The sequence below is a fragment of the Acidovorax sp. DMC1 genome (genome assembly GCF_056314325.1).
Genome location: NZ_JBQUYO010000003.1, coordinates 69,264 through 95,926 on the forward strand (window position 1 = coordinate 69,264; position 26,663 = coordinate 95,926).

Sequence of the window (26,663 nt, forward strand, 5' to 3'; positions counted from 1 at the left end):
CCAAACGGGGCGGGCAGTATAGCGGCAGGGTGCCGCGGCACCCGTTGATGGTGTCTTTTGCTACTGAAAGAGGAGCTGCTTGCGCTTGATGTACAAGCGCCAGAGCCCGCTACCGCCAGAAATCGCGGTGCAGGGCCGTGATCTCGTCCTGCAGTGCGGGCACCGGACCCAGTACCTCGGTGGGGCGCTGGCCGCTAGCAAATACCGTGCGGCAGGGCAGGGCCAGCGTGGGGTTCTCGGGGTGGTCGCCCGTCAGGGCGAGCAGGGCGGTTTCTTCGGCGCCATACAGCACGCGGCCGATGCCCGACCAGTAGATGGTGCCCGCACACATGGCGCAGGGCTCGAAGGTGGTGACCAGCGTGCACTGGGCCAGATAGGCGCCGGGGTAGTTGGCCGCCGCCGTGCGCGCCAGCGTGCTCTCGGCGTGGTTCACCGTGTCGATGTTGCCCTGCTCGGCCAGCACGGTTTCGCCATCGGGCGCAACGAGCAGCGCGCCAAAAGGGTGGCGGCCCATGTCCTTGGCGCGTTGAGCTACGGCGTTGGCGCGGCGCAGCAGTGCGGCTGCCTGTGCATCGCTCAACACGGACGTGTTATTCACCCTGGGAGCCCCGGTGCGCCCAGCCCGTGGTGCGTTTTTCGATCCAGCTGAACAGCTCGTACATCACCATGGCCATGGCGCCCACCACCATCAGGCCTGCAAAGGCCAAGCCCATCTGCATGGACGAGCCTGCGCTGATCAGCAGGTAGCCGATGCCTTCGTTGGCCGCGGTCATTTCCGACACGGTGGTGCCCACAAAGGCCAGCGTGATGGCCACCTTGAGCGAGCCGTAGAAGTACGGCATGGAGCGGGGCAGCCCCACCTTGGTCAGCACGTCCCAGCGCTTGGCGCCCAGCACGCGCAGCACGTCTTCCAGCTCGGGCTCCAGCGTGGCGAGGCCCGTGGCGATGTTGACCATGATGGGGAAGAAGCTGATGAGGAACGCCGTGAGGATGGCCGGGCCCACGCCGATGCCGAACCACACCACCAGGATGGGCACAAAGGCGGCCTTGGGCAGCGCGTTGAAGGCCGTCATCAGTGGGTACACGGCGGCATAGGCGATGCGCGAGCTGCCGATCACAAAGCCCAGCAGCACACCCACGACGATGGCGATGCCGAAGCCCGCCATGGTGACCCAGAAGGTGCGCCAGGCATGGCCTGCGATGACGCCGCTGAACTCCACCAGCTGCACGCCGATGGCCCAGGGGCTGGGGAACAGGTATTCAGGGATGCTGAAGGCCGAGCAGATGATTTGCCACAGCAGGATGGTGGCGACGAGCAGGATCCAGGGGGACCAGCGCTCCACGGTTTTCTTGTGCATAGGGATGAGGCGCTTTCTTTGTTCTTATTGCTGGATGGGCGCGCCTGCTTTTCGCAGGGCACCGATGTGGCCGCGCAGCTCGTGCACGATGTCGGTGAACTCCTTGGTGTAGGTCACTTCCAGGTCGCGCGGGCGGGGCAGCTCGATCTCCTTGCGCACCACAAACCGGCCGGGGCTCTTGCTCATCACATACACCGTGTCGGCCAGGAAGACCGACTCGCGCAGGTCGTGCGTGACCAGGATCACGTTGAACTGCTGCTCGGTCCACAGGTCGCGCAGGATGCACCACAGTTCCTCGCGGGTGAAGGCATCGAGTGCGCCGAAGGGCTCGTCCAGCAGCAGCATCTTGGGTTCGTGGATCAGCGCGCGGCAGATGCTGGCGCGCTGCTGCATGCCGCCCGAGAGCTGCCAGGGGAATTTGTCTTCATAGCCCGCGAGGCCCACCTTTTGCAGCAGCTTGCGGGCGCGCTCTTCGTATTCCTTGCGCTTTTGCTTGAAGTGGCTGCGGTAGGGCTCAACGATTTCGAGCGGCAGCAGCACGTTGTCCACCGTGGTGCGCCAGGGCAGCAGCGAAGGCGCCTGGAAGGCCATGCCCGACACCTTGAGCGGCCCCGTCACCGGCTGGCCGTCGATGAGGATCTTGCCCATCGACGGCATCTTCAGCCCCGTGGCCAGCTTCATGAAGGTGGACTTGCCACAGCCCGAGGGGCCGACGATGGCGATGAACTCGCCGCGCCGCACCTGCAGGTCGATGGCTTCGACCGCAAACTGGTTCTTGGCGCGCAGCTCGTCGTTGTAGGCGAGCCAGACGTCCCGGAAGTCCACAAAATAGTTGTCAGCAGCCTGCATGGAAGTTTTTATGCTCAGAATGGCCGCAAGCGATAGTCAATCATGCGCTTGCAGCTATCAAATTAATAGTAATTACTTCTTGGGCAGGATGTTCAGCTCGGCAGCACTGGGCAAGAAGCTGGCGTTCCACACATCGTCGGCGTTCACACGGGTCTTGGTGTTGAACGCATCGGACACCTGCGACGCCATCAGCGAGAGGCGGCCGGGCTTGAGCTGGCCAAAGCCCTCGGCGCGCGCGTCGGGGCTGTTGATCACGGTGTCGATGGCCAGCTGCAGGCGGCGGGTTTCGAGCGGCACGTTCACGATACCGTCGCGCGCCTTCACGTATTCGATGGACGCAGCGGGGTTGGCTATGACTTCCTTGGCGCCCTTGGTGAACGCTGACAGGAACGCCTTGATGGCGCCCGGGTTCTCCTTGATGAGCTTGGGGCTGGCGATGATCACGTTGCCGTACAGCTTCACACCAAAGTCGGCATAGGGCAGCACCACCACATCGGCGGCCTTGGCGCCCCGGGCTTCCAGGTTGAGCAGCGAGGTGAAGGTGAAGCCGGTGATGGCGTCCACGTCACCGCGCACCAGCATGGTTTCGCGCAGTGGTGGGTCCATGGCGGTCCAGGTCACGGCGCCGATGCCGTTGGCCTTCTGGAAGATGGGGAACGCGCGGCGGCCTGCGTCAAACACGGGGGCGCCCAGCTTCTTGCCGGCCAGGTCGGCGGGCTTGGTGATGCCGCTCTTTTTCAGCGCCATGACCGAGGCGGGCGTGTTGTTGTAGACCACCATCACCGCCACGGGCTTGTTCTGCGCGTCGGGGTTGTTGGCGTGGAACTCCATCACGGCGGCCAGGTCGGCAAAACCCATGTCGTACGTGCCCGATGCCACGCGCTGCACCGCACCGCCGGAGCCGTTGCCCGCATCCACCGTTACGTCGAGGCCAGCGGCCTTGAAGTAGCCCTTGGCCACGGGTTGCAGGAACAGCGCCGCAGGGCCTTCAAAACGCCAGTCCAGCTGGAACTTGATGGGCGTGGTGGCCTGCGCCTGGGCCAGCGATGCGCTGCCGATCAGGGCCAGGGCGGCGGCGGTTTGCATGAACAGTCTTTTTTTCATTCGGGGCTCCTGTCGGGCTAGGGGAAATGCGGTGAGGGAAGGTGTTGGCCCCATCCAGGGGCCATGCACCTGCAGTCAGCAAAAACGATGCCCGGTTTGCGGATGCGGGTGTTTTGCCGTGCCCCATTGTTCACCGAAGTGGTGCATGCCAGCATGCTGGGTTTCCCGAAATGGTGCGAGTGCAGTGCAAGGGGTTGTCGCACGCATAAAAAAACGGGGCCCAGGGGCCCCGTTGACTCGGTGTGCAGGCCGGCCAGCGCAAGGCCGGCACGGTACTTTCAGCGCGGCCGGGTGGCAGCGCTGGCCACGGCCAGGGCCGTCATGTTGAGCACGCGGCGCACGGTGGCGGCCGGGGTCAGGATGTAGGCCGTGGCAGCGGCGCCCATCAGGATGGGGCCCACGGTGACGCCACCGCTGGTGGTGGTCTTGAGCACGTTGTAGAGGATGTTGGCGGCATCCAGGTTGGGGCAGATCAGCAGATTGGCTGAGTCCGTCAGGGTCGAGTCCGCCATGTAGGCGTTGCGGATGTTCGGCTCCAGCGCGGCATCGCCGTGCAGCTCGCCGTCGCACTCGATCTCGGGGTGGGCGGCCACGAACAGGTCGCGCGCCTCGCGCATCTTGCGGGCCGATGCGCGCTTGGACGAGCCGTAGCTGGAGTGCGACAGGAAGGCGACCTTGGGCGGGATGCCAAAGCGCTGCACCTCCTGCACCGACATCCAGGCGATGTCGGCCAGCTGCTGGGCCGTGGGGTCTTCATTCACGTAGGTGTCGGCAATGAACAGCGTGCCCCGGTTGGTCATCAGCGCGTTCAGCGCGGCGTAGTTGTTGGCGCCTTCCTGGCGGCCGATGATGCTGTGGATGCGCTCCAGGTGCGTCTCGTACGTACCCACCAGGCCGCAGATCATGGCGTCGGCATCACCCAGCGTGACCATCAGCGAGGCGATGATGGTGTTGGACCGGCGCACGGCGGCCTTGGCCACTTCGGGCGAGGCACCGTTGCGCTTCATGAGCTGGTGGTAGTGCTCCCAGTACTGGCGGAAGCGCGGGTCGTCCTCAGGGTTGCACACCTCCACGTCCTTGCCCAGCTGCATGCGCAGGCCGGCCTTGGCAATGCGCGCGGCAATCACGGCGGGGCGGCCGATGAGGATGGGGTGGGCGATCTTGTCGTCAATCGCCATCTGCGCGGCGCGCAGGGCGCGCTCGTCTTCACCGTCGGCGTAGGCCACGCGCTTTTGCGCATCGGGCAGGGCCTTGGCCGCGTTGATCACGGGGCGCATCAGCATGCCGGTCTGGTAGACAAAGCGCGACAGCGTTTCCTTGTAGGCCTCCATGTCTTCGATGGGGCGCGTGGCCACGCCGGACTCGGCGGCGGCCTTGGCCACGGCGGGCGCGATCTTGAGGATCAGGCGCGAGTCGAACGGCGTGGGGATCAGGTAGTCAGGGCCGAAGGTCAGCTCTTTGCCCGCATAGGCGCTGGCCACTTCTTCGCTGATGTCGGCCTTGGCCAGGTCGGCGATCTGGCGCACGCAGGCCAGCTTCATGGCCTCGGTGATCTTGGTGGCGCCGCAGTCCAGCGCGCCGCGGAAGATGTACGGGAAGCACAGCACGTTGTTGACCTGGTTCGGGTAGTCTGAGCGGCCCGTGGCGATGATGCAGTCAGGGCGAATGGCCTTGGCCAGTTCGGGGCGGATTTCGGGCTCGGGGTTCGCCAGGGCCAGGATGATGGGCTTGGGGCCCATGGTCTTGACCATCTCGGCCGTGAGCACGCCGGGGGCCGAGCAGCCCAGGAACACGTCGGCGCCGTTGACCGCATCGGCCAGCGTGCGGGCGTCGGTCTTTTGCGCGTAGGCCGCTTTCGATTCGTCGTAGCCGCCGGGGCGGCCTTCGTAGATCACGCCCTTGGAGTCGCACACAAAAATGTTCTCGACCTTCACGCCCAGGCCCACCATCACGTTCAGGCAGGCAATGGCGGCAGCGCCCGCGCCCGACACGGCAATCTTGACCTGGTCGATCTGCTTGCCCACCAGCTCCAGGCCGTTGAGCAGCGCTGCGCTGCTGATGATGGCCGTGCCGTGCTGGTCGTCATGGAACACCGGGATGTTCATGCGCTTGCTGAGTTCGCGCTCGATGTAGAAGCACTCGGGCGCCTTGATGTCTTCGAGGTTGATGCCGCCCAGCGTGGGCTCCAGCGCCGCGATGATCTCGATGAGCTTGTCGGGGTCGCGCTCGGCCAGTTCGATGTCGAACACATCGACACCGGCAAACTTCTTGAACAGGCAGCCCTTGCCTTCCATCACTGGCTTGCTGGCCAGTGGGCCGATGTCGCCCAGGCCCAGCACGGCCGTGCCGTTGGTGATCACCGCAACCAGGTTGCCGCGCGAGGTGAAGTCAAACGCCTTGGAGGGGTCGGCAGCGATGTCGAGGCACGGGTAGGCCACACCCGGCGAGTAGGCCAGCGACAGGTCGCGCTGGTTGGACAAAGGCTTGGTGGGGGTGACCGAAATCTTGCCCCGGGTGGGGTTGCGGTGGTATTCGCGCGCAGCGTCGCGCAGGGCCTGTTCGGCGGCGGAAATGTTCTGTGTCATGCGGAAATCCTGGAAGTCCTGGGCGGAAAGCGAAAACAAGGGTACCCGATGGCGTGGGCGGCTGGCATGCAGGTTTATGCGGATGCAGCATAAGAGCCTGTTCAAAGTCTTTTTGGAGTCGCACAAGTCCCTTGCCGGGATGGGATGCAAGGCGCGGTGCGCTGCCGATAGCCCGTGCTATCGGCAAGCTTTGCTCCGCCGCAGACCGCCCGGCAAGGCACTTGCCCGAAGGTGGGAGTGAAATCGGGCCGATGAACTTGGAGTTTTGGCGCCCCGGCTGCTTGCATGGGCACGAACCCATGCGGCGCACCCGACGCATCCACTCCTCCCGATTGCACTCCAATGCGATCTCCAAAAAGACTTTGAACAGGCTCTAAAGCCAAAACCCCCTGGCGGCCGAGGCGGACAGGGGGCGGGGCCACGCGGGCGGTGGCGGGTTTTCGGCAGCGGGCAGGCGGGATGCTAGTGGGCGTCGGCCTGGCGTGCGGCGTTGACAGCGGCGGAGGTGTCGCGGCTGGCGCCATTGAAGAAAACGTTCAGGGCCACCGCCGTGATCGAGGCCAGGAGGATACCGGATTCGATCAGCGGGTGGATGGCGTGCGGCATCCACTGGCGGAAGTTGGGCGCGATCAGCGGCACCATGCCCACGCCGATGGAAACGGCCACGATCATGGCGTTGAAGCGGTTGGTCTTGAAGTCCACCCCGCCCAGGATGCGGATGCCCGTGGCCGCCACCATGCCGAACATCACCAGCCCCGCGCCGCCCAGCACCATGGTGGGCAGCGACTCGACCAGTGCGGCCATCTTGGGCAGCACGCCCAGCACGATCAGGATCACACCACCCGCCACGCACACAAAGCGGCTCTTGACGCCGGTGACGGCGACCAGACCCACGTTCTGCGAGAAGCTGGTGTACGGAAAGGTGTTGAAGATGCCGCCCAGCAGCGTGCCCAGGCCATCGGTGCGCAGGCCGCGCGTGAGGGCGGCCTGGTCCACCTTGCGGTCGGTCATCTCGCCCAGGGCCAGGAACATGCCGGTGGATTCGATCATGACCACGATCATCACCAGGGTCATGGTCAGGATCAGGATGGGGTCGAACACAGGGCCGGCAATCTCGAACGGCAGCACCAGGTCAAACCACTGCGCCTTGGCCACCTTGTCGAAGTTCATCATGCCCAGCGCCACGGCCACCACCGCACCAATGACGATGCCCAGCAGCACCGAGATGTTGGCGACGAAGCCCTTGGCAAATTTGGCAATCAGCAGGATGGACAGCAGCACCAGGCCCGAGATGCCCACACCGGTCAGGTCGGCGTACTTGGGGTTGGGCACCGTGGGCACCACCGCAAACCCCTTGGGAACCGGTGGCAGTGACGAGCCGGGGGCTCCGGCAGCGGCCTGCGCATCGGCCAGCCACTTGAGGTGCTCGGGGTTGGGCACGCTGGGCGCCGTGGGGCCCACGGGGTTGCCAAAGATCCAGTTGATGCCCACGCGCATCAGGCTGATGCCGATGACCGCAATGATGGTGCCGGTCACCACCGGCGGGAAGAAACGGAGCATGCGGCTCACCAGTGGCGCGATCAGGATGGAGATCACCCCCGCGCCAATCACCGAGCCAAAGATCAGCCCGGCCCCGGCGGTGCCGCCGGTGGTCTGCGCCATCGAGATCATGGGCGCCACCGAGGCAAAGGTCACCCCCATCATTACCGGCAGCTGAATGCCAAACCATCGCGAGGCGCCCAGCGCCTGGATCAGCGTGACCAGCCCGCACACAAACAGGTCGGCCGAGATCAGCTTGGCTACCTGGTCGGGCGTGAGGTTGAGCGCACGGCCCACGATGAGCGGCACCGCCACGGCACCCGCATACATCACCAGCACATGCTGCAGGCCCAGCGCCGTGAGTCGCCCCAGGGGCAGGTGTTCGTCCACGGGGTGTACGGGCGGGTTCATGGGTGTCCTTCGGGGGTTGGGTTTTGAATACGGAATGGAAACCTGTGCCGAATGGTGCACAGATGTCCATACAAAAATCGTATACAAAATGACCGAGAGCGCTTATCCCGGTTAACCCTTAGAGGGGCGCAGCAAAGTACCCGCCTGCCGTGGACGCAGGCGATGGGAAGGTTAGGGGCCGGGGCGTGCCCGGCGTCAGCTAGCCCAGGTCCGTGGATGCAGCCTTGGTGCGTTGACTGGTCAGCGGTGCCAGCGACTCGCGCAGGCGGTCGCGCACCAGCGGCTGGCCGGGGTTGAGGGCGCCTTCCACATGGCCAATGTGGGCGAGCATGCGTTCGCGGGCCAGGGTGGTGTTGCCGGCCTCCAGCGCCTCCACAATGGCGGCATGCTCCGCACAAGACTGGCTGGCCGCGTGCTGCGACTGGTACAGCGACGCGGCCAGGGTGGTGCGCGCCGTGAGGTCGCGCAGGATGTCGCTCAGGCTGCGGTGGCCCATCGCTTCGGCCAGGCAGACGTGGAAATCTGCGAGCAAAAAGGCCCGTGTGGCAGCGTCAGCTCCTTCGATGGCCTGCTGTTCGTCGGCGATGTGCGCACGCAGGCGGCGGGTCACGCTCTGCAGCGGGCGGCCCGCATCGGCCAGGATGCCCGATTCGATGATGCGCCGGGCGGAGAACGCGTCGCGCGCATCCTCCACCGAAGGCTCCACCACGTACCAGCCCCGGCGCGAGCGCACTTCCACAAAGCCCCGTGCCTGCAGCTGCATCAGGGCCTCGCGCACCAGCGTGCGGCTCACGCCGAACAGATCGGCCAGCTCCTGCTCGCCCAGGCGCTCGCCGGGGGAGAGTTTTTGCGCCAGGATGGATTCCACCACCTGCTGGGCGATCTGGGTCTGGTTGATGCTCATGGCCGGATTGTCGCGTGCTGTGTCGGGGCTTGCCCGATCAGGCACGCGGCGAGGGTGGCTCGCGACCATCCAGCACGGCGTGGGCGCGTTCGCGGTCGATGTCGCCTTCCCAGGCTGCCACGGCCACGGTGGCGACACAGTTGCCAATGAGGTTGCCCAGCGCGCGGGCGATGCCCATGAACCAGTCCACCGACAACACCAGCACCAGGCCAATCGCCGGGATGGCGGGGATGGCCTGCAAGGTGGCTGCCAGCACGACGATGGCCGAGCCGGGCACGCCGTGAGCGCCCTTGGAGGTGACCAGCGAGATCGCCAGGATCGTCAGCAGGTCGGCCATGGAAATCGGCGTGTTGGTGGCCTGGGCGATGAACACGGCGGCCAGTGTGATGTAGATCGAGAACGCGTCCAGGTTGAACGAGTAGCCCGTGGGGATCACCAGGCCCACGGTCGAATCGCGGATGCCCATGTGCTTGAGCTTGGCCATGATCTGGGGCAGCACGCTGTCGGACGACGTGGTGGCAAACACCACGGCCAGTTCCTCGCGCAGATAGCGCAGCAGCTTAAACAGGCTGAAGCCCGACACCCGCATGATGAGGCCCAGCACCACCACGACGAAGATGACCACCGCGGCGTAGAACAGCGCCACCAGCATGCCCAGCTGCTTGAGGGAACCCAGGCCGTATTTGCCCACGGTGAACGCGATGGCGCCCAGCACACCCAACGGTGCGAGCTTGATGATGAGGCCCATGGTCTTGAACAGCACATGCGACAGGTCATCGATCAGGCCGGTGACCCGCGCCCCGCGCTCACCGATCAATGCCAGGGCGCAGCCAAAAACGATGGAAAACAGCAGAACCTGCAGCACATCGCCGTTGGCAAACGCGCTCACGGCGGTGGTGGGGATGAGCTTGAGCAAGAAGTCGGTAAAGCCGCCCCCGGTGAGCTTGCTGGCGTTTTCGGCATAGGCACCCATGGCTTTAGGGTCGAGCGCCTTGGGGTCCACGTTCATGCCCACGCCGGGCTCGAACCAGAACGCCAGCGCCAGGCCCAGCACCAGGGCGATGGAAGTGACGACCTCGAAGTAGATCAGCGATTTGACGCCCACCCGGCCCACCCGCTTCAGGTCGCCCGTGCCTGCGATGCCATGCACCACCACGCAGAACACGATGAGCGGGATCAGCATCTTGATGAGTTTGATGAAGCCGTCACCCAGGGGCTTGAGCGCGATGGCGGTGTCGGGCCACGCAAGGCCCACCACCACACCGGCTATCAAGGCCAGCACCACCTGGCCAAAAAGGGATTTGAAAAACCGGGGCATGCCAACTCCTTCAGTAGCTTTTTGAACGCAAATCTTGCATACAAGAACTGTAGGCAAGTCTGAAGGGCGGCGTATGAGGGTATGCCCGCATGCTGTCGCGAAGGGCTCAATGAAAAAGGCCACACCTTTAGAGGGCGTGGCCTTGCAAAGGCTGACAGGCGCAGTTAGCCCGCACTAGGCGGGCCCTGGCAATCAGTAGCCGAGGGTCTTGCCGTCGGGGTTGCGTGGGTCCGAGTAGCCGTACAGCGCGCCACCGCGGATCTGGATGGTCTGCGTGCGGCCCATTGAGGGCTTCACCGCGATGTTGTGGCCGCGCTGCTTGAGCAGGGCGATGGTGTCGGGCGACAGGCCCTTTTCCACGCGCAGCTCGTCGGGCGTCCACTGGTGGTGCACACGGGGAGCGGCAGCGGCCTCGGCGGGGTTCATGCCAAAGTCGATGGTGTTGACCACCGTTTGCAGAACCGTGGTGATGATGCGTGCGCCGCCGGGGCTGCCGGTCACCAGCGTGGGCTTGCCGTCCTTCAGAACCAGGGTGGGCGTCATGGACGACAGGGGGCGCTTTTTGGCGGCCACGGCGTTGGCGTCACCGCCGACCAGCCCGTAGGCATTGGCCACGCCGGGCTTGGCCGAGAAGTCGTCCATCTCGTTGTTGAGCAGGATGCCTGTGCCCTTGGCCACGATGCCGCTGCCGAAGTTGGTGTTGAGCGTATAAGTCACGGCCACGGCGTTGCCCGCCTTGTCCACCACGCTGTAGTGGGTGGTCTGGTCGCTCTCATACGGCTGGGGCTGGCCGGGCTTGATCTCCTTGGCCGGGCGGGCGCGGTTGGGGTCGATGCCCTTGGTCAGCGATTCGGCATAGCGCTTGGAGGTCAGGCCCTTGAGCGGGATCTTCACGAAATCCGGGTCGCCCAGATATTCGGAGCGGTCGGCATACGCCAGCTTGCTGCTCTCGGCCATGTGGTGGATGGTCTGCGCGCTGTTGGGACCCCACTGGGCCAGGGGCAGCGGCTCCAGCATGTTCAGGATCTGCACCAAGTGCGGGCCGCCCGAGGAGGGTGGGGGCATGGTTACGATCTCATACCCACGGTAGGTACCACGCGTGGGTGCGCGCTCCACCACCTTGTACTCGCGCAAATCCTGCAGCGTGATGGCGCCCGCGTGGGGTGCCATTTCGGCCGCGATCTTCTGGGCGATCTCGCCTTCGTAGAACGCCTTGGCACCCTGCTGGGCAATCAGGCGCATGGACTGCGCCAGGTCTTTTTGCACCAGCGGGTCGCCCACCTTCAGCGGTTCGCCGTTCTTCCAGAAGATGGCCTGGGTGGCGGGCCATTTGCCCATGTTCTTCTTCTCTTGCTGCAGGATCTTGGCGAGCGTTTCGCTCACCGGGAAGCCCTTGTCTGCCAGCTCGATGGCCGGAGCGATCACACGCGACAGGGGCAGGGTGCCCCAGCTCTTGAGCGCGTGCTCCATGCCGGCCACGGTGCCGGGCACGCCCACGGCGTAGTGGGTGTACAGCGACTTGCCGTCCACCACATTGCCTTTGGCATCCAGGTACATGTCCCGCGTGGCCTTGATAGGCGCCACTTCGCGGAAGTCCAGGGCCACGCTCTTGCCGGTCTTGGCGTCGTGCACCATCATGAAACCGCCGCCGCCCAGGTTGCCCGCGTTGGGCAGGGCCACGGCCAGCGCAAAGCCAATGCCGACGGCGGCATCCACCGCGTTGCCACCGGCTTTCAGGATGTCCAGGCCGATTTGCGAGGCCAGTTCCTGTTCGGTGGCCACCATGCCGTTGCGTGCCACCACGGGGTGGAACACATCCATGTCGAAGTCGTAGGCTGCGCTGGCGGCCTGGGCCGAGGCGGTCTGCTGTACTGCGGCTACCGGCTGAGCCTTGGCCACCGGCGGCGTGCTGCCGCAGGCCGTGAGGCTGGCCAGGGCCAGCACAACGCTGCCAGCCAGCAGCGTATGGCGAATGTTCATGGGATATCTCCTGGTGTGTGGAATCTGGAAATGACAACGGGCGCACCCAGTCGATGGATGCGCCCGCGCCAGTGTAGGTTGGTCAAGGGGCTGTCAGAGGCAATCTAGTCATGACATTGCAGCGCAGCACTGATGTGCTGCATGCATGACTCCATCTCAAGCCCTGCGGGCCTTCAGGCGAGCAAGTCGCTCAATGTCCGCGCGATCACCTTGGTGGCGCGGCGCAGGTCTTCGAGTTGCAGGCGCTCGTCGGCGCGCTTGGCGTGCGATTCGAGCACGGTGCGGGGGCCGGCGCCGTAGATCACGCCGGGAATGCCGCGCTCCACATACAGGCGCACATCGGTGTAGAGCGGCGTGCCCACAGCCGGGACCGGTTCGCCGATCACGGCTTGGGCATGTTGTTGGATGGCGTCGACCAGAGGCTTGTTGCCCGCCAGCGGCGTCATCGCGTTGGCCAGCAGCAGGCGTTTGATCTCCACGCTGATACCTGCGCGCTCACCTGCGGCCTGTTCGATCACGCGGCGGATGGTGGCTTCGACCTCCACCGGGTTTTCCTCGGGGATCATGCGGCGGTCGAGCTTGAACATCACCTTGCCGGGCACGACATTGGTGTTGGTCCCGCCCTCGATGCGGCCCACGTTCAGGTAGGGGTGCTTGATCCCCTCGACCTTGGACGTGACCTTCTTGTACTCATCGTTCTGCGCGTACAGCGCGTTCAGGATGTGCACGGCGCCCTGCAGAGCGTCCACGCCGGTGTGGGGCACGGCGGCGTGGGCCATCTTGCCGTGCACCGTCACTTCCATCTGCAGGCAGCCGTTGTGGGCGGTGACCACTTCGTAGCTGAAGCCCGCGGCAATCATCAGGTCCGGCTTGGTCAGCCCCTTTTGCAGCAGCCAGCCGGGGCCGAGTTCGCCGCCAAACTCTTCGTCGTAGGTGAAGTGCAGCTCTACCGCGCCCTGGGCGGGCCTGGCCACGGCTTCGAGTGCGCGCACGGCAAAGGTGAACGATGCAAAGTCGCTCTTGCTCACGGCGGTGGCGCGGCCATACATGGCGCCATCGACGATCTCGGCGCCGTAGGGGTCGTGCGTCCAGCCTTCGCCGGGCGGCACCACGTCGCCGTGGGCGTTCAGGGCGATGGTCTTGCCGCCGCTGCCGTATGGTCTGCGCACGATGAGGTTGGTGATGGACTCCATGCCGTAGGCCTGCACGTCGGCGGTGGGCACGGCGTGCTTTTCGGCCTCGTAGCCAAAGTCCTTCAGCAGCTCGGCGGTGCGCTCGGCATGGGGTGCGTTGTTGCCCGGGGGCGTGTCGGTGGGCACGCGCACGAGGGCCTGCAAAAAGCGCACTTCTTCGTCAAAGTGCTGGTCGATCCAGGCGTCCAGCGCGGCGTGGTGGTTCGGGGGGGTCATGGTTGTTGTTCCTCGGCAAGCTGGTGCAGCACCTGGGTGAAGGCGTCCACGGCCAGTTGCATGTCGTTGTTGGTGGTGGATTCGAGCGGGTTGTGGCTGATGCCGGAGTTTTCTCCGCGCACGAACAGCATGGCCTGCGGCATGATTTCGTGGAGCTTCATCGCATCGTGGCCTGCGCCACTGGGCATGCGGAACACGGGTACGCCCAGGTGGTCCACCGCGCGCTCCCAGTGGTGCTGCAGCGCCGGGGCGCTGGGGGCGGCGGCAGCGCGCATGGATTCTTCGAGCGTGTAGCGCAGGCCGCGCCGGGCTGCGATCTGGCCCAGGTGGTCCAGCACATCGCGCACCAGCGCGTCGCGTTGCGGGTCGGTGGGCGCACGCAGGTCCAGGCTGAACTGGCAGCGGCCCGGCACCACATTGATGGAGCCGCCGGGCACGTTGAGCAGGCCTATCGTGCCCACCGAGTCTCCGTCCTGGGCGGCGCGCTGCTCGATGTACAGCGCCAGCTCTGCCACCGCCACGGCCGCATCGCGGCGGCGGTCCATGGGGGTGGTGCCTGCGTGGCTGGCGGTGCCGATCATTTCGCCCACAAAGCGCACGCCCCCATTGATGGAGGTGACCACGCCCAGCGGCAGGTCCAGCTCGTTGAGCACCGGGCCCTGTTCGATGTGGACTTCAATAAAGCCCAGGTACTGGGCCGGGTCGCGTTGCAGCTTGGCAATGTCGTCAATGCACAGCCCCGCGTGCTGCATGGCAGCGCGCATGGTTACGCCGTCGGCATCCTTCTGGTCCAGCCAGGCAGGGTTGAAGTGCCCGATGAGCGCGCCCGAACCCAGGAAGGTGGCCTTGTAGCGCTGGCCTTCTTCTTCGGCAAAGGCAATCACCTCGATGCCGAACGGCAGACGCTTGCCCGCGCGGTGCAGTTCGCGCACGCAGGCCATGGGCACAAAAATGCCCAGGCGCCCGTCGTACTTGCCGCCGTTGCGCACGGTGTCGTAGTGCGAGCCGGTCATGAGGTACTTGGCACCGGGTGTGGCGGCGCGATACCGTCCCACCACGTTGCCCACGGCGTCCACCTCGACCTCGTCGAAGCCGCAGTCGCGCATCCAGTGGCTGATGCGCTGGGCGCAGGCGCGGTGGGCGTCGGTGAGGTATGTGACGGTGAGCTGGCCCTTTTCGGCAAAGCCGGGGTCGGAGTGTTCGGCCAGCTTTTCATGCCAGTCCCACACGTCATTGCCCAGCACAGGTTCGGCGGCGAACTTGTCGTTCAGGCGGATCTCGGCGATGCGGTGGATGTTGCGCAAGGCCTCTGCCACCTCGAACTCCGGGTGGTTGTCGAGCCGCCGCGCAAAGGTATCGATGATCTGCTGCTTGTTCAGCCCCGCGCCGCGCGGACCGCGCACGGCCAGAATGAAGGGGAAGCCAAAGCGGGCGTTGTAGTCCGCATTGAGCTGCTGGATGCGCGCAAATTCTTCGGGCGTGCACTGCGTCAGGCCCGCCTTGGACTGCTCGTTGGTCGATTCGGCCGTCAGGCTTTTCGCCACCATTGCCTTGCCCGCCAGTTCGGGGTGGGCGCGGATCAGGCCCAGCTGCGCCTCGGTGCTGGCGGTGCGCACCGCGTGAGCCAGGGCGTGCTTGAGGTGTGCCAGCGAGCGAAACGGCCGCTGGGCAAGCGCCTGTTCGGCAATCCAGGGGGAATGCTCGTACACACCGTCCAGCGCCTCCAGGGCCTGTGCGGGCGTGGCAGCGTTCAGTTGGTCAAGGGTCCATGCCATGGTCATCAGGCCTTTGTGGTGGGGTAGGGGTGCACGGCCTTCCAGTGGCGCGCGATGTCGATACGGCGGGCCACCCACACCTTGTCGTGCTGCGCAATGTGGTCCAGAAAGCGCTGCAGCGCCGTGATGCGGCCCGGGCGGCCCAGCAGACGGCAGTGCATGCCAATGCTCATCATCTTGGGGGCGTTGTCGCCATTTGGGTCGCCCTCGGCATACAGCGCATCGAAGGTGTCCTTCATGTACTGAAAAAACGGGTCGGCGTGCGAGTAGCCCTGGGGCAGCGCAAAGCGCATGTCGTTGCAGTCCAGCGTGTACGGCACGATGAGCTGGGGCACCACGCTGCCGTCGGTCTTCTGCACCTTCATCCAGAATGGCAGGTCGTCGCCGTAGTAGTCGCTGTCGTATTCAAAGCCACCGTAGTCAGCCACCAGGCGGTGGGTGTTGGGGCTGTCGCGGCCGGTGTACCAGCCCAGACCATGTACGTGGTCTTGCGAACTTCCTCTTTCGCCCGTCATGCGTTGAATGATGTCCATCGCCTCTTGCATGTGGGCGCGCTCCACCTCTTCGGGGATGTGCTGGTAGTGAATCCACTTGAGGCCATGGCAGGCAATCTCGTGGCCCAGCTCCACAAAAGCTGCGGTGAGGTCGGGGTGGCGCTGCAGGGCCGTGGACACGCCAAACACCGTGAGGGGCAGTTTCCGCTTTTCAAACTCGCGCAGGATGCGCCACACGCCAGCGCGCGAGCCGTATTCATAAATGCCCTCCATGCTCATGTGCCGCTCGGGGTAGCTGGCCGGGTTGAACATTTCGGACAGGAACTGCTCGCTGCCCGCATCGCCATGCAGCACCGCGTTTTCGCCGCCCTCTTCGTAGTTCAGGACGAATTGCACGGCAATGCGCGCGCCACCGGGCCACTGCGCATGGGGCGGGGTCTTGCCGTAGCCAATAAGGTCGCGGGGGTAGGCCTGGGTGGTGTCGTAGATCATGGTGGGGTGGTTTTCAAGAGGCCAGCGCGGCGGCCAGGTCACTGGCCGGGCGCTTGCGGTCAAAGGTCAGGCTCGCTTCGACATGTTCGAGGTGGCTTTGCATCAGGGCGACGGCACGTTCTTCGTCGCGCGCGGCCAGGGCCGCCACGATGTCGGCGTGCTCCTCGTGCGAGTGTTCGGCGGCGCTGGCCGACTGGTACATCAGCGTGATGAGGGCGCAGCGCGAGATCAGGTCGCCCAGCATTTGCGCCAGCACCTCGTTGCCCATCAGTTCGGCCATGCGCACATGGAAGTCGCCGAGCAACTCGGTGCGGGTGCTGGCGTCCTGCGTGCCCATGGCGGTCTTCTCGCTGGCCACGTGGGCGCGCAGGGCCTTGAGCTTGGCGGGCGTCACGCTGCGCACAAAGGCGCGGGTCATCTCGGTTTCCAGCATGCGGCGCACGGCAAACACCTGGCGCGCCTCCTCGACCGAGGGCGTGGCCACAAATGCGCCCCGTGCGGGCTCCAGCGTGACCAGCCGGTTCTGTGCCAGCTGGAACAGCGCCTGGCGCACCAGCGTGCGTGACACGCCAAAGTGGTCGGCCAGCTTTTGCTCGGCCAGCTTGGTGCCGGGTTGCAGGCGGTGTTCTACGATGGCGCGGGTCAGCGCTTCGACGATGGCGCTGGTGGAGGAGGATTCCATGGCTGCATGATACGGTGGATGGTGAAAAGTGTATACACTTTTGGTCTACACACTGCGATCTGGCAATCGTCGCCGATTGGACAGACTCTTACTTCAGGAGATTCCCCCATGGGATTGAGCACCCACGTTCTGGACACCATGAACGGCTGCCCTGCGGCCGGCATGGAAGTGGCCCTGTATTCCACCGACGGCGACAACGCCACCCTCATCAAGCGCCTGGTGCTGAACCATGACGGCCGCACCGACGCACCGCTGTTCGACAACGCCAGCCTGCGCACCGGCACCTACCGGCTGCGCTTTGATGTGGCGGGCTACTTCAAGGCCCGGGGCGTGCATCTGCCCGAACCCAATTTTCTGAACCAGGTGAGCCTGGACTTCGGCATTGCGCATGCCGACCAGCACTACCACGTGCCGCTGCTGGTCAGCCCCTGGAGCTATTCGACCTACCGGGGCTCGTAGCAAGCGCTGCCTGACGGCCGAAGTGGCCTGGCTGCTCAGGGGGATATTGCTACAGCTGCCCTTCGGTCAGCGTATCGAGCTGAAAGTGCCCGCTCTTGTCCCACAGCCAGGTCTCGGTGTAGGTGACCTTGCCCATGCGGGCAGGGACTGGGAAGGGGGCCGCAGCGCGCACCGTGCGCTCGATCTCGGTGACCACCTCGGGGGCATGGCGCGGGGCGCGCATCCAGTGCAGGCGGGTGATCTTGCCCGCGCGGTCGATGTCGAGCTGCAGCACACCGATGGCATACAGCTGCGGCGGCAGTTTGCCTTTGAAGATGCGTTCGCGGTTCAGCCCATACAGGTGCGTGGCGGCATCCTGGCGGTAGGCCAGCGGTGTGGCAGCGGCCGAGGGGCGCGCAGATCCGGCCGTGGCAGGCACGGGGCCCTTGACGCCGCTGGCATCGGGGCCGGTGGAGGGGACGCTGTCGGGCGCGGGGGCTGGCGTGGGCTCTGGCGGGGACTTGCAGGCCGAGACCAGCGCCGCACCCACGGCCATGATGCCTGCCAGCAACCAGTGGCTGCGCTTTCCGGTGGAGCGGGGAGAGGGCGTGTCGGGCATGGTGTGAAAGGTTCCTGAGGCTGCGGGCACGATAACCCAGCGGCGAAGGTGGTACGTTACAAAATGACGACGGCTGCAAAGGGGATGCAGCAACATGCCTCACCGGAGGGTGAGCCGCTTGCCTGGCCCCGTTTTGCGTCCGTCACGAAAAGGATCGCGGTGACAAATTTGCAAATGCTGCTGGACGGCCTGGGGGCCGCGCCAGCCTGTCTGGTGACCGTGGAGTCTACCCAAGGGTCCGTGCCCCGGGAGCACGGCGCCTGGATGGCGGTATTTGCCGACCAGCTGGTGGGCACCATCGGCGGCGGGCATCTGGAGCTGCAGGCGATTGCCGAGGCGCGCCGCCGCCTGGCGGGTGGGCCGGTGACGGCGCTTGGGCCGATGCGGTTTGCGCTGGGACCGGCGCTGGGCCAGTGCTGCGGTGGGGTGGTGCACCTGGGATTTGAGCTGCTCACGGCGCAAGACGCCCCGGGGTTGGCCCAGCGCCTCACACCCAACCTGCACCCGGTGGCCCTGTTTGGCGGCGGGCACGTGGGCCACGCGCTGGCCCGCGTGCTGGCGCCACTGCCCTTTGCCCTGACCTGGATCGACAGCCGGGACGGCATCTTCCCGCCCGACCCGCCGGAGGGCGTGGTCTGCGAACACTCCGAGCCGGTTCAACTCGCCGTGCCCCGCCTGGCACCAGGCAGCCGCGTGCTGATCATGAGCTTCAGCCACGCCGAGGACCTGGACGTGGTGGCCGCCTGCCTGCGCCGCCAGCGCGAGCAGGGCGACCTGCCCTTCATCGGGCTGATTGGCAGCCAAACCAAGTGGGCCACCTTCAGCAACCGCCTGCATGAGCGCGGGTTCGCGCCCGAGGAGCTGGCGCAGGTGACCTGCCCCATCGGCATTCCCGGCATCGGGGGCAAGGAGCCCGAGGTGATTGCCGTGGCCGTGGCAGCGCAGTTGCTGCAGACGCTACCGCCCATGCCAAAGGCCGGGAAATGAGGGTAATTCCGGCCCCGAATGCCCCAGGTTGGGGCTGGAATCGGGAACAATTCCTGCATACACTTTGACGTACCGGTCGCAGCGGTGCCCCGGCCAGCAACCCACTGGCCAAGGTGCGCGACCTCAATGTCTGCTCAGAGCGCCCGCAGTGGTGAGCAGGTTTGCTGTTTGGCGCTAACGCGCCATCAAGGTTGAGATATGGAAAGCTACTTTCTCGACTGGGCCAACCTGCTTTTGCGCTGGGTCCATGTCATTACGGCCATCGCCTGGATCGGCTCGTCGTTCTACTTCGTTTTTCTGGACAGCAGCCTCACGCCGCCCGAGGACGAAGACCTCAAGAAACAAGGCGTGAGTGGCGAGCTCTGGGCCGTGCACGGCGGCGGGTTCTACCACCCGGTCAAGTTTGCGGTGTCGCCGCCGCAGTTGCCCAAACACCTGCACTGGTTCTTCTGGGAGAGCTACAGCACCTGGATCAGCGGGTTTGCGCTGTTCACCGTGTCCTACCTCTACAGCGCCAGCACCTACCTCATCGACAAGTCGCGCATGGACTGGGCGCCCGCCACCGCCATCGTGGTGGCGCTGGGCTTCTTTGTGGTGTTCTGGCTGCTGTACGACGCCATCTGCCGCATCTTCGGCCAGCGCAAGAACGGCGACGCCATCGTGGGTGCGCTGGTGCTGGTGCTGGTGTGCGTGGCCTCGTGGCTGGCCTGCCACTGGTTTGCGGGCCGCGCAGCCTTTCTGCTGGTGGGGGCGATGATCGCCACGTCCATGAGCGCCAACGTGTTCTTCTGGATCATCCCCGGCCAGCGCACCGTCATCAGCCAGATCAAGGCCGGCCAGCCCGTGGACCCGATCCACGGCAAACGCGGCAAGCAGCGCAGCGTGCACAACACCTATTTCACGCTGCCCGTGCTGTTTGCCATGCTGAGCAACCACTACAGCTTCACCTGGAGCCACCCGCAAAACTGGCTGGTGCTGATCCTGATGATGTTCGCGGGCGCCGCCATCCGCCAGTTCTTTGTGATGCGCCACGGCTACAAGCTAGGCCGCAACGGCAACCCGCTGCCGTATGCGCTGGTCGGCGTGGCGGTGATCGTGGGCGCTATTGTGTGGATGCGCCCCGCACCGGTGGCCACCCCCGTGGCGAATGCTCCTGTTTCAGGAGCGGCCAGCGCAGACAAAACCGGCGCTAGCGGCCAAAATGACTTCAAGGCCGTGCAGGCGGTGCTGGAACAGCGCTGCTACATGTGCCACGGCGAGCAGGTGCAGATGAAGAACCTGCGGCTTGATTCGCCCGACAGCGTGAAGCAACACGCCCAGGCCATCTACCAGCAGGCCGTGGTGCAAAAGCTCATGCCCATGAACAACGCCACGGGCATCACCGATGCGGAGCGTGCGCTGATTGGGAAGTGGTTTGAGGCAGGGGCTGCAACGGGGCCTTGAATGTGTTGAGTGCCACGGTAGTCGACCAGAAGCAGTCGCTCACAGAATCGCCAAGAAGCGGACGTAGCTCAAATGAGCCTTAGGCCGTTGCGGCGCGCCTCTGATAATCTCCAATACTGATCCGGGGTACCGCTCTTAGAACCTCTGGCCGCGCTCGGTATAGGCGCCTGGCTTGAGAGGTGCTCTATGCGTGACTCAACCTTTGCCTGGCTTGTACTGGCGGCAAGCGTGCTCGCGGAAGTCGGTGGAACCATTGCACTCCGCTATGCAGACGGCTTCACACGTATTCTCCCTTCCGTCCTTTCAGGGCTTAGTTATTCCGCCGCTATCTGGCTTATGGCTATCGCCGTCCGGCATATGGAAGTCGGACTTACCTATGCGGTATGGGCAGGAAGCGGAACAGCTTTGACAGCGGTGCTCGGAATGCTATGGTTTGGTGAGTCGGTGAGCTTCCTTCGACTGGCCGGTTTGAGCTTCATTGTTTTGGGCGTCATTGCTTTGAACTTGAGTGCTCGATAAGTCGCCGGGCACGCCTTTTCAAAGACTGACTCACGCTTCAGAGAACGAATTCAAAGGAGCCAAGCGGACTTGTTTGACCTGAGCCATGGGGCGTCAAGGACCCAATACCTTTACGCGAGAACTCTATTTTTGCGTCGGCGTTGAGTCCCTGGGATGCGCTCCATGCAGTCCCTATGCCGCCAACACATCCTGCAGCGCCCGCGTGGCAGCCACCGCCCCCAGGCTGGATTCGGTGAAGCCGCCATGCAGCACCACTCCCGTGGATGCCTGCTTGGCCTCATGTTTGGCCACGGCGGCCAGGTTGGCCACTTCTTCGGCGTGCCGAAAGCGCCCGGGCGTGATGCGCACGGCGCCGATGGCCAGCGTGGTGCACGGAAAGAACCGCTGCACGCCATGCCGGTCCTCGGCATGGATGCCGCCTGCCAGCCGAGCGCTGTCGTCAAACAGCGTGACGGCCTCGCGTGCGAACTCGTCCACGATGTTCTTGCAGCGCTGCAGCCAGTTGCTGCTTTGGAAGATCAGCATGAAGTCGTCCCCGCCCACATGGCCCACAAAGTCGCTGCGCGCGTCGCAGTGGGCCGTGGCCAGGCGCGCCACCAGGCGGATCATCTGGTCGCCGCGCCAGTAGCCGTAGTGGTCGTTGAAGGGCTTGAAGTTGTTCAGGTCCGCATAGCAGGCCACAAACTCGGTGCCGCTTTCCAGCAAGCGCTGGATGTGCAGGCTGATGGGGATGTTGCCGGGCAAAAAGGTCAGCGGATTGGCGTGGCGCGCGGCCTCGATGCGGGTCTCTGTCACGGCGCGCACCAGCTGGTCGCCGGTGCCCAGGCCCAGGTAGCGGCCGTTGTCGGTGACGATGTAGCCGTCGCTCAGGTAGCGCTGGTCCTGCGAGGTGAGGATGCCCACGAGCTGGTCCACATCGCAGTCCAGCTCCACCACACGCGGCGCCAGGTTGGCAAACGCCAGGCAGGACTTGCGGCCATGCACCTCGCGGAAGTACGGCGTGGCGTAGTGGTTCATGAACTGCTGGCGGTTGATGAGGGCCACGGGGCGCGACCCGTCCACCACCGCTAGCGCATGCAGGTCCGTGTGCTGGCGGAACAGGGCGGCCACGGCATCGTTGTTGGTCGCGGGCGCTGCGGTGGGCGCCTGCACCACCAGCAGGCTGCGCAGGATGCCCGGGCGGGCAGTCTGGCCCAGGTGCGGCAGCACGGCGACGCGGCGGTCGTGCATGACCTCCAGCGCTGCGTCGTCCACGGCCTCGCGCGGCGCCATGGCCGGGCGGCCCAGCAGCCAGCCCTGGCCCAGGGGGATGTCCAGGTCGCGCAGCGCGCGCAGGTCGTCGCGGGTTTCGATGCCTTCGGCAATGAGCTGGGTGCCGAACACGTCGGCAATGCCCTTGATGGCCTGCAGCATCTGGAGGTTCTCGGGGTGGTCGCTGATGTCGCGGATGAAGTATTTGTCGATCTTCACGAAGTCGGGCTTCACCTCGGACCACAGCCTGAGGCTGGAGCGGCCATCGCCAAAGTCGTCCAGCGCCAGCCGCGCGCCGCAGGCATGCACAGCCTTGATGGCCTGGCGCAGCTGGGGCATGTCGGTCACGCGTTCGTGCTCGGTGATCTCCAGCACCAGCATGCGGGCGCTCAGGCCCAGGCTGCGCACGGTGTTGCCCAGTTCGGTGGCGCCGATCAGCTGGACGCCATGCACCAGCGCATCGGCGCTGATGTTCACAAACAGCCGGCCCGGCGCGTCGTGGCGGCCCCATTGCTCCATGGCGGTGTAAACGCACAGCAGCTCAAAGTCCTGCAGGATGCCCTCGCGGCGGGCCAGCTCCAGCAGTTTGTCGGGGGTGTGCAGCGGGGTGTTCTGGGGGCCTCGGATCAGTGCCTCGTGCGCGTACACCTGGCCCTCGCGCAGGTCGGCCAGGGGCTGGAACACGCAGTACAGCCCGCCCTCGCGCATCAGCCGCGCCAGGGGGCCGGTGCCCTGGCGGGCGGCGGGCGATAGCAGCGCCATCATCGCCTCCAGTCGGCTCCATGGGGTGTTGTGCATGGCTGTTGTGGGTCCCTGAGCAAGGGTGCCGACGATACCGGTGGCGTGTGACAGGCTGGTTACAGCAACGTGACTGGTACGGCCGCTGCACAATGCGCGGCATGCACCCAGAAACCCAGCCAGCCAGCCCCTCCCTGCCGGACTACCGCACCCACCCCCGCGCCTTTCTGAAGGCGCTGTTTGATGCCGCCGTGCACAGCGCACAACCCCTGCACGGCATGCGCCAGTGGCTGCCCCAGCCGCCCAGCCGCGAGAGCGGGGGCCGCACCCTGGTGCTGGGCGCGGGCAAGGCGGGGGGCGCCATGGCCCAGGCACTGGAGGCCCTGTGGCCGCAGGACGCGCCCCTGTCGGGCCTGGTGGTCACCCGCTACGGGCATGTTCCGCCCCGGCCTGCGGGCGTGCCGCAGCGCATCGAGGTGGTGGAGGCCGCGCACCCCGTGCCCGATGCGGCGGGGCTGGCCGCGGCGCAGCGCATTCTCGATCTGACCCAGGGGCTGACGGAGCACGACCTGGTGCTGTGCCTGATCTCGGGCGGGGGCTCGTCCCTGCTGACCTTGCCCTGCGACGGGGTGACGCTGGAAGACAAGCAGCGCATCAACCGCGCCCTGCTCGACAGCGGCGCGCACATTGGCGAGATGAACTGCGTGCGCAAGCACCTCTCGCGCATCAAGGGCGGGCGCCTGGCGGCGGCCTGTGCGCCAGCGCGCGTGGTCACGCTCACCATCAGCGACGTGCCCGGCGACGACCCGTCGGTGATCGCCAGCGGCCCCACCGTGCCGGATGCGACCACCTGCGCCGATGCGTTGGCCATTCTGGCGCGCTATGGCATCGAGGTACCCCCGGCCATCCGCACTGCGCTGGAGGCAGGCCGCCTGGAGACGCCCAAACCCGGCGACGCGCGCTTTGCCGGGCATGCCGTGCATCTGATCGCCACGCCTCAGCAGGCGCTGGAGGCCGCGGCCGCGCTGGCCCGTTCAGCGGGGCTGCCTGCGCATGTGCTGTCGGATGAGATCGAGGGCGAGTCGCGCGAAGTGGGCAAGGTGCATGCGGCGCTGGCCCGCGCGGTGGCGCGGCGCGGCCAGCCGTTTGCGGCGCCGTGTGTGATCCTGTCGGGGGGGGAGACCACCGTCACCGTGCGTCCGCGTGCATCCGGTGTGCCTCGGGGGCGGGGCGGGCGTGCGGGCGAGTTTTGCCTGGGCCTGGTGCAGGCGCTGCAGGGCGAGCCCGCCGTGTGGGCGCTGGCGGCCGACACCGACGGCATCGACGGCAGCGAAGACAACGCGGGGGCCTTTGTGTGCCCCGACACGCTGGCGCGCGCAGGCGCTGCAGGCCTGCGCATTGACGACCACCTGGCGCGCAACGACGCCTGGGGATTTTTTGCGGGGCTGGACGACCTGCTGGTCACCGGCCCCACACACACCAACGTGAACGATTTTCGGGTGCTACTGGTTTTGTAGCGCCTCAGGCATATTGCACTAGCGCTTGGGGCTGCTGGGGCTTGAAGAAGGCCCCAGGCGCCCTGTGCAGGCCTCAGAACCGGTGGCGGATGCCCACGCCGAAGCTGTTGCCCTTGGTCTGGTTGGTGATGCGGTCGTTCATGGCCATCACGTACACATCGGTGCGCTTGGACAGGAAGTAGTCATACCCCACGGTGAAGGTCTTGCGCGAGATGTCAGTAGCCGTCATCTTGGTCTGCGCCCACGATGCCAGCACCTTACCGGTGGCGCCTGCGGGCACCGACACGCCCAGCTGCGTCGTCTTGGCCTTGTTGGTGGTGTTGTCGGCCTTGGCCTGGCCGTAGCTCGCAAAGGCCTTCACGATCGCGAAGTCATACGCGCCGCCCAGCATCCAGTCGGTCTTGGTGGTGCCCAGGTAGGTGCTGGGCACGGCGGGGTTGCTCATCTGGTCGCGCTCGTAGAAGCCGGTGAGGGTGATGGGGCCGTTGAAGTACAGCGCGTTGATGCCCACGTTCTTCTTGCTGCTGTCGCCCGCGACCTCGCCAAACTGGTAGTGCAGGTTGGTGGTCAGGCCGCCCAGGTTGGGCGTGCTGTAGATGATTTCGTTGGACCAGCCGGTGTCGGACGGCGTGGTCGAACCCCAGCCCGTGCCGTTGAACAGGGGCACGTTCATGTGCAGGATCAGCGGTGCAAAGGTGAACGAGTCGCCCAGCGGGTTCGACAGGATGGACGGCAGGAAGTTGGGGGCCAGGCCGCGTCCCACGGTCACGGTGCCCCAGCTGTCGCTCAGGCCCACGTTGGCATCGCGCGAGAAGAAGGTGTCGTTGGCAAAGCGGCCCTGGATGCCGCTGTCCACCTTGATGAACGAGGTGAGCGCAAAGTTGGCCCGGAGCCCGCCGCCCAGGTCTTCGGTGCCCTTGACGCCGAACCACGACGTGGTCATGCCGCCGCTGTTGACGACCTTGCTGCTGCCGGCATCACCCGCGTTTTTCATGGAGCCCACAAACACATCGGTCAGGCCCATCAGTTGGACGGAGCTCTGGGCCTGGGCCCCGGTGGCACACAGCAGGGCGCCACCAAGCGATAGAGACAGTGCAATCAGGTTTTTCTTCATGGAGTGATTCCTGGGGAAAAAAGCGCCGGAGGGCCGGCGGGGCAAAGGAGACGCGGCCCCTGTTGCACCGTGGTGCAGGGCGGGGCCCGCCGGTAGGGCTTCGCAAGTTCCATGCCCTGGTGCAACACCTGTTTACATCCCTGTCGAGCGCTCTCATCGCGCATCCATGCACGTTGCTGGCGCAGTTTTCGTGTGTTTTGGCGCAAACCTGGGGCGCGCGGGGCGGGCGAGATGGTGCGGTTTTGATGTGGCTCAATGCCGCAGGCGCAGCCGCACGGCACAGTGGCTTCCATGCTGCCACCTAACCTTTTTTCTCTGCCCGCTGACACCGAGGTCATCGCTCCCGGCGAAGTGCTGCGCAGGCGCAATGAGGTGCTGACGACGGTGTTGCACCTCGAAAGCGGCCGTGTGCTGCGCGGAGTGCTGGACGACGGTTTCCTGCGCCACCAGCTCGGTGCTGTCGAGGGGCCGTTCTGGCTCGATGCCGCGTCGGCCTTGCTGGGCCTGCCTTTGCCGGTGGACATGGTGGCCGACACCCGCGTGCATGTGCGGCGCGTGCCCATCGAGGCCTTCCAGCGCAGTCTGGCCGCCATGCCGGCGGGCGCGCGCGGCCTGCTGCTGGACATGGCCCAGGGCTACCGGCAGCAGTCCGAACTGGCGGTGAGCCGCCTCGCGCAGGACGCCGAGTCGCGCTGCGCGCAGTGGCTGCTGAACCATGCCCAGCCTGACCACAGCGGCGCCATGCAGGTCACCCTGCACCAGCGCAAACGCCTGATCGCCGCCCAGCTGGGCATTGCGCCCGAAACCTTCTCGCGCGTGCTGCGCCACCTGCGCGAGCTGGGCCTGATCCACGGCACCGGCAATGTGCTGGCACTGCCCCAGCCCCGGGCCTTGCAGTCGATGGCGGGCTGCTGACGCCGCTTGGTGGAGGCTCAGCAGCGGCCAACGGGCTGCTTGCTTCTGAGCGCTGTCACGGGCTGGCGCTCCGTTGCATTTGCTGACAAACGGACACCTCTGAGGCGATCGGCCCGGAGGGCGGCTCTTCTGCGCGGCGATGCGCGCGTGCACCGCGCTGCACGGCCCTTGCCGCGTCTTCTTTTCATCCCTGCCGCACCCCGGCGGGCTCAGGGTTTTTCC

At 65.7% G+C, this 26,663-nt stretch carries 22 protein-coding genes; 6 read left to right on the forward strand and 16 right to left on the reverse strand.

Annotated elements, in window-relative coordinates; translation table 11 throughout:
* Positions 1 to 109: 109 nt before the first annotated feature.
* The 13 genes from ACT531_RS07705 to ACT531_RS07765 form a co-directional block, all read right to left on the reverse strand.
* Positions 110 to 598 (reverse strand): nucleoside deaminase, encoded by a 489-nt coding sequence (locus ACT531_RS07705; RefSeq protein WP_476017047.1) that lies wholly within the window; start codon positions 596 to 598, stop codon positions 110 to 112.
* Positions 591 to 1,358, reverse strand: coding sequence for an ABC transporter permease (locus tag ACT531_RS07710; RefSeq protein WP_060986854.1), 768 nt, complete (start codon positions 1,356 to 1,358; stop codon positions 591 to 593). Before ACT531_RS07710 ends, ACT531_RS07705 begins: the two co-directional genes overlap by 8 nt.
* A 24-nt stretch (positions 1,359 to 1,382) precedes the next feature.
* A complete protein-coding gene (locus ACT531_RS07715) occupies positions 1,383 to 2,207 on the reverse strand; it encodes an ABC transporter ATP-binding protein (RefSeq protein WP_043566088.1) in 825 nt (274 codons plus the stop codon).
* 72 nt (positions 2,208 to 2,279) lie between these two features.
* Positions 2,280 to 3,311: an ABC transporter substrate-binding protein gene (locus ACT531_RS07720; protein ID WP_015012860.1), complete on the reverse strand. Its 1,032-nt coding sequence runs from the start codon at positions 3,309 to 3,311 to the stop codon at positions 2,280 to 2,282.
* 278 nt (positions 3,312 to 3,589) lie between these two features.
* On the reverse strand, positions 3,590 to 5,896 hold the full coding sequence (locus ACT531_RS07725; protein ID WP_476017048.1) for an NADP-dependent malic enzyme: 2,307 nt from the start codon (positions 5,894 to 5,896) through the stop codon (positions 3,590 to 3,592).
* Between the two features lie 462 nt (positions 5,897 to 6,358).
* Positions 6,359 to 7,846 (reverse strand): nucleobase:cation symporter-2 family protein, encoded by a 1,488-nt coding sequence (locus ACT531_RS07730; protein WP_056747391.1) that lies wholly within the window; start codon positions 7,844 to 7,846, stop codon positions 6,359 to 6,361.
* 199 nt (positions 7,847 to 8,045) lie between these two features.
* Positions 8,046 to 8,750, reverse strand: coding sequence for a GntR family transcriptional regulator (locus tag ACT531_RS07735; RefSeq protein ID WP_099729440.1), 705 nt, complete (start codon positions 8,748 to 8,750; stop codon positions 8,046 to 8,048).
* A gap of 37 nt (positions 8,751 to 8,787) precedes the next feature.
* On the reverse strand, positions 8,788 to 10,068 hold the full coding sequence (locus ACT531_RS07740) for a C4-dicarboxylate transporter DctA (RefSeq protein WP_476017049.1): 1,281 nt from the start codon (positions 10,066 to 10,068) through the stop codon (positions 8,788 to 8,790).
* A 192-nt stretch (positions 10,069 to 10,260) separates the two neighbouring features.
* On the reverse strand, positions 10,261 to 12,048 hold the full coding sequence (gene ggt / locus ACT531_RS07745) for a gamma-glutamyltransferase (protein WP_309826064.1): 1,788 nt from the start codon (positions 12,046 to 12,048) through the stop codon (positions 10,261 to 10,263).
* A gap of 173 nt (positions 12,049 to 12,221) precedes the next feature.
* On the reverse strand, positions 12,222 to 13,457 hold the full coding sequence (locus ACT531_RS07750; RefSeq protein WP_476017050.1) for a M20 family metallopeptidase: 1,236 nt from the start codon (positions 13,455 to 13,457) through the stop codon (positions 12,222 to 12,224).
* Positions 13,454 to 15,232: a 2-oxo-4-hydroxy-4-carboxy-5-ureidoimidazoline decarboxylase gene (gene uraD, locus ACT531_RS07755; RefSeq protein WP_015012867.1), complete on the reverse strand. Its 1,779-nt coding sequence runs from the start codon at positions 15,230 to 15,232 to the stop codon at positions 13,454 to 13,456. Before uraD ends, ACT531_RS07750 begins: the two co-directional genes overlap by 4 nt.
* 5 nt (positions 15,233 to 15,237) lie before the next feature.
* Entirely contained in the window at positions 15,238 to 16,218 is a 981-nt protein-coding gene (puuE, locus tag ACT531_RS07760) for an allantoinase PuuE (RefSeq protein WP_476017051.1), read from the reverse strand.
* A gap of 13 nt (positions 16,219 to 16,231) precedes the next feature.
* Positions 16,232 to 16,900, reverse strand: coding sequence for a GntR family transcriptional regulator (locus tag ACT531_RS07765; protein ID WP_056060765.1), 669 nt, complete (start codon positions 16,898 to 16,900; stop codon positions 16,232 to 16,234).
* A 108-nt stretch (positions 16,901 to 17,008) separates the two neighbouring features.
* On the opposite strand from ACT531_RS07765, the gene uraH reads away from it, so the two are divergent.
* On the forward strand, positions 17,009 to 17,359 hold the full coding sequence (gene uraH, locus ACT531_RS07770) for a hydroxyisourate hydrolase (protein WP_099729445.1): 351 nt from the start codon (positions 17,009 to 17,011) through the stop codon (positions 17,357 to 17,359).
* A 49-nt stretch (positions 17,360 to 17,408) separates the two neighbouring features.
* Here the strand turns inward: uraH and ACT531_RS07775 are convergent, their stop codons facing one another.
* Positions 17,409 to 17,957 carry a hypothetical protein gene (locus tag ACT531_RS07775; protein ID WP_082522390.1) on the reverse strand — a complete coding sequence of 183 codons (549 nt, stop codon included), beginning with the start codon at positions 17,955 to 17,957 and terminating at the stop codon, positions 17,409 to 17,411.
* 159 nt (positions 17,958 to 18,116) lie between these two features.
* Here ACT531_RS07775 and xdhC point away from each other — a divergent pair, with 159 nt between their 5' ends.
* From xdhC to ACT531_RS07790, 3 genes are all read left to right on the forward strand, one after another.
* Complete coding sequence (xdhC, locus tag ACT531_RS07780; protein ID WP_146872226.1) at positions 18,117 to 18,944, forward strand: xanthine dehydrogenase accessory protein XdhC; 828 nt, start codon at positions 18,117 to 18,119, stop codon at positions 18,942 to 18,944.
* A gap of 198 nt (positions 18,945 to 19,142) precedes the next feature.
* Positions 19,143 to 20,387, forward strand: a complete 1,245-nt coding sequence (locus tag ACT531_RS07785) for a urate hydroxylase PuuD (protein WP_146872225.1) — start codon at positions 19,143 to 19,145, stop codon at positions 20,385 to 20,387.
* A gap of 186 nt (positions 20,388 to 20,573) precedes the next feature.
* Entirely contained in the window at positions 20,574 to 20,906 is a 333-nt protein-coding gene (locus ACT531_RS07790) for a DMT family transporter (RefSeq protein WP_476017052.1), read from the forward strand.
* A gap of 171 nt (positions 20,907 to 21,077) precedes the next feature.
* Here ACT531_RS07790 and ACT531_RS07795 read toward each other — a convergent pair whose 3' ends face one another.
* Complete coding sequence (locus tag ACT531_RS07795) at positions 21,078 to 22,955, reverse strand: EAL domain-containing protein (protein WP_233584287.1); 1,878 nt, start codon at positions 22,953 to 22,955, stop codon at positions 21,078 to 21,080.
* Between the two features lie 101 nt (positions 22,956 to 23,056).
* Between ACT531_RS07795 and ACT531_RS07800 the strand changes: the two genes are divergently transcribed.
* The gene (locus tag ACT531_RS07800) at positions 23,057 to 24,412 is read left to right on the forward strand and encodes a glycerate kinase type-2 family protein (RefSeq protein ID WP_476017053.1); all 1,356 of its coding nucleotides are present in this window, start codon (positions 23,057 to 23,059) and stop codon (positions 24,410 to 24,412) included.
* Between the two features lie 73 nt (positions 24,413 to 24,485).
* Here ACT531_RS07800 and ACT531_RS07805 read toward each other — a convergent pair whose 3' ends face one another.
* Positions 24,486 to 25,526: a porin gene (locus ACT531_RS07805; RefSeq protein WP_476017054.1), complete on the reverse strand. Its 1,041-nt coding sequence runs from the start codon at positions 25,524 to 25,526 to the stop codon at positions 24,486 to 24,488.
* 291 nt (positions 25,527 to 25,817) lie between these two features.
* On the opposite strand from ACT531_RS07805, the gene ACT531_RS07810 reads away from it, so the two are divergent.
* Positions 25,818 to 26,441, forward strand: a complete 624-nt coding sequence (locus ACT531_RS07810; protein ID WP_060985679.1) for a Crp/Fnr family transcriptional regulator — start codon at positions 25,818 to 25,820, stop codon at positions 26,439 to 26,441.
* The last annotated feature ends 222 nt before the right edge of the window (positions 26,442 to 26,663 follow it).